We start from the raw sequence: 3,624 nt of genomic DNA on the forward strand, positions 1-3,624 counted from the left end.
AGCTCTATGACGGCCGCACCGGCGAGCCGTTCGATCGCAAGGTGACGATGGGCTACATCTATATGCTCAAGCTTCATCACCTGGTGGACGACAAGATCCACGCGCGTTCGATCGGCCCGTACTCGCTCGTCACCCAGCAGCCGCTGGGCGGCAAGGCGCAGTTCGGTGGCCAGCGCTTCGGCGAAATGGAGGTCTGGGCGCTGGAAGCCTATGGCGCCGCCTACACGCTGCAGGAAATGCTGACGGTGAAGTCGGACGACGTCGCCGGTCGCACCAAGGTCTACGAGGCGATCGTCAGAGGCGACGACACCTTCGAGGCGGGCATCCCCGAGAGCTTCAACGTTCTCGTCAAGGAAATGCGCTCCCTCGGCCTCAACGTCGAGCTGGAGAACACCAAGCTCGAGGATGCTCCGGTGCGGCTGCCCGACGCAGCTGAATAAGCCGGTTAAGGCAATGGCGCGCCGCGATAGCACGCGGCGCGCCCCTCAAATTCCTTCGGCCGGTGGCCGATCATTCTGCGGGCATTCGACCCGCGCTCGATAAAAGGGGTTTTCGAGGACCCCGAAAAGGAGAACGGCATGAACCAAGAGGTCATGAATCTCTTCAACCCCCAGGCGCCTGCGCAGGTGTTCGATTCCATCCGGATCTCGCTCGCCAGCCCTGAGAAGATTCTGTCCTGGTCGTTCGGTGAGATCAAGAAGCCGGAGACCATCAACTACCGCACCTTCAAGCCGGAGCGTGACGGTTTGTTCTGCGCGCGCATCTTCGGTCCGATCAAGGACTACGAGTGCCTGTGCGGCAAGTACAAGCGCATGAAGTACAAGGGCGTCATCTGCGAGAAGTGCGGCGTCGAAGTCACGCTGTCGCGCGTCCGCCGCGAGCGCATGGGCCACATCGAGCTCGCCGCGCCCGTCGCCCACATCTGGTTCCTGAAGTCGCTCCCGTCGCGCATCGGCACGCTGCTCGACATGACACTGAAGGACATCGAGCGCGTCCTCTACTTCGAGAACTACATCGTCACCGAGCCGGGCCTGACCGCGCTGAAGGAGCATCAGCTCCTCAGCGAGGAAGAGTACATGATCGCCGTCGACGAGTATGGCGAGGATTCGTTCACCGCCATGATCGGCGCCGAGGCCATCCATGACCTGCTCGCGGGCATGGACCTGGAGAAGATCGCCGGCGACCTGCGTTCTGAGCTCGCCTCGACCACGTCCGAGCTCAAGCAGAAGAAGCTCTTGAAGCGGCTCAAGGTCGTCGAAAACTTCATGGAATCCGGCAATCGTCCGGAATGGATGATCATGAAGGTCGTTCCGGTGATCCCGCCGGACCTGCGTCCGCTCGTCCCGCTGGACGGCGGTCGTTTCGCGACGTCGGATCTCAACGACCTCTATCGCCGCGTCATCAACCGCAACAACCGCCTGAAGCGGCTGATCGAGCTGCGCGCCCCCGGCATCATCGTGCGCAACGAAAAGCGCATGCTGCAGGAAGCCGTCGATGCGCTGTTCGACAACGGCCGTCGCGGCCGCGTCATCACCGGCGCCAACAAGCGTCCGCTGAAGTCGCTGTCCGACATGCTCAAGGGCAAGCAGGGCCGGTTCCGCCAGAACCTGCTCGGCAAGCGCGTCGACTATTCCGGCCGCTCGGTCATCGTGACCGGCCCGGAGCTCAAGCTGCACCAGTGCGGCCTGCCGAAGAAGATGGCGCTCGAGCTCTTCAAGCCCTTCATCTACGCCCGCCTCGACGCCAAGGGTTTCTCCTCGACCGTCAAGCAGGCTAAGAAGCTCGTTGAGAAGGAGCGTCCGGAGGTCTGGGATATCCTCGACGAGGTCATCCGCGAGCATCCGGTGCTGCTGAACCGCGCCCCGACGCTGCACCGCCTCGGCATCCAGGCTTTCGAGCCGATCCTGATCGAGGGCAAGGCGATCCAGCTGCACCCGCTGGTCTGCACGGCCTTCAACGCCGACTTCGACGGTGACCAGATGGCGGTCCACGTGCCGCTGTCGCTGGAAGCGCAGCTCGAAGCACGCGTGCTGATGATGTCGACCAACAACATCCTGCACCCGGCTTCCGGCGCGCCGATCATCGTGCCGTCGCAGGACATGGTTCTCGGTCTCTACTACCTCTCGATCGTCAACCAGAACGAGCCGGGCGAAGGCATGGTGTTTGCCGACATGGGCGAGCTCCAGCATGCGCTGGAGACCAAGGCCGTGACGCTGCACGCCAAGATCAAGGGCCGCTTCCGCACCGTCGACGCTGAAGGCAAGATGGTGTCGAAGATCTACGACACCACGCCTGGCCGCATGATCATCGGCGAACTTCTGCCGAAGAACGTCAACGTGCCGTACGAGACCGCCAACCAGGAGATGACCAAGAAGAACATCTCCAAGATGATCGACACTGTCTACCGCCACTGCGGTCAGAAAGAGACGGTCATCTTCTGCGACCGCATCATGGCGCTCGGCTTCGCCCATGCCTGCCGTGCCGGCATTTCCTTCGGCAAGGACGACATGGTCATCCCGGACACCAAGCTCAAGCTGGTGTCCGACACCGAGGCTTTGGCCAAGGAATACGAGCAGCAGTACAATGACGGCCTGATCACCCAGGGCGAGAAGTACAACAAAGTGGTCGACGCCTGGGCCAAGTGCTCGGAAAAGGTCGCCGACGAGATGATGGCCCGCATCAAGGCGGTGGAATTCGAGGACAACGGCCGTCAGAAGCCGATGAACTCGATCTACATGATGTCGCATTCGGGTGCGCGCGGTTCGCCCACCCAGATGCGTCAGCTCGCCGGCATGCGCGGCCTGATGGCCAAGCCCTCGGGCGAAATCATCGAGACGCCGATCATCTCGAACTTCAAGGAAGGCCTCACCGTGCTCGAGTACTTCAACTCGACCCACGGCGCCCGCAAGGGTCTGGCCGACACCGCCTTGAAGACGGCGAACTCGGGTTACCTCACCCGTCGTCTTGTCGACGTGGCCCAGGACTGCATCGTCAACTCCGTGGATTGCGGCACCGACAAGGGCCTCACCATGCAGCCGATCGTCGATGCCGGTCAGATCGTGGCTTCGGTCGGCCAGCGCGTGCTCGGCCGCACGGCGCTCGACGACATCAACCACCCGGTCACCGGCGACCTGCTGGTCAAGGCCGGCAAGCTGATGGACGAGCGCGACGTGGAGCAGATCGAAAAGGCCGGCGTGCAGTCGGTCCGCATCCGTTCGGCGCTGACCTGCGAGGTCAGGACCGGCGTATGCGCCGTCTGCTACGGACGCGACCTGGCCCGCGGTACCCCCGTCAACCAGGGCGAGGCCGTCGGCGTCATCGCGGCGCAGTCGATCGGCGAGCCGGGCACCCAGCTCACCATGCGCACCTTCCACATGGGCGGCACGGCGCAGGTGGTGGACAGCTCGTTCCTTGAAGCCTCCTATGAGGGCAAGGTGCAGATCCGCAACCGCAACGTGGTGCGCAACTCGGAAGGCCAGCAGATGGTCATGGGCCGCAACATGGCGGTGCTCATCCTCGATGAGACCGGCAAGGAGCGCGCCACGCACCGCGTCGCCTATGGTTCGCGTATCTTCGTGGACGATGGCGACAAGGTGAAGCGCGGCCAGCGCATCGCCGAGTGGG

General features: G+C 63.2%; 1 protein-coding gene and 1 pseudogene. Both read left to right on the forward strand.

The window, feature by feature from the left end; translation table 11 throughout:
- A pseudogene (locus tag Q0L57_RS08090) lies at window positions 1-440 on the forward strand (DNA-directed RNA polymerase subunit beta); the annotation flags it as partial.
- A gap of 138 nt (window positions 441-578) precedes the next feature.
- Window positions 579-3,624, forward strand: a 3,046-nt coding sequence (gene rpoC / locus Q0L57_RS08095) for a DNA-directed RNA polymerase subunit beta' (RefSeq protein ID WP_296740917.1), incomplete at its 3' end; no start/stop codon positions are given.

The sequence above is a fragment of the Mesorhizobium sp. genome, assembly GCF_024509055.1.
Lineage (GTDB): Bacteria > Pseudomonadota > Alphaproteobacteria > Rhizobiales > Rhizobiaceae > Mesorhizobium.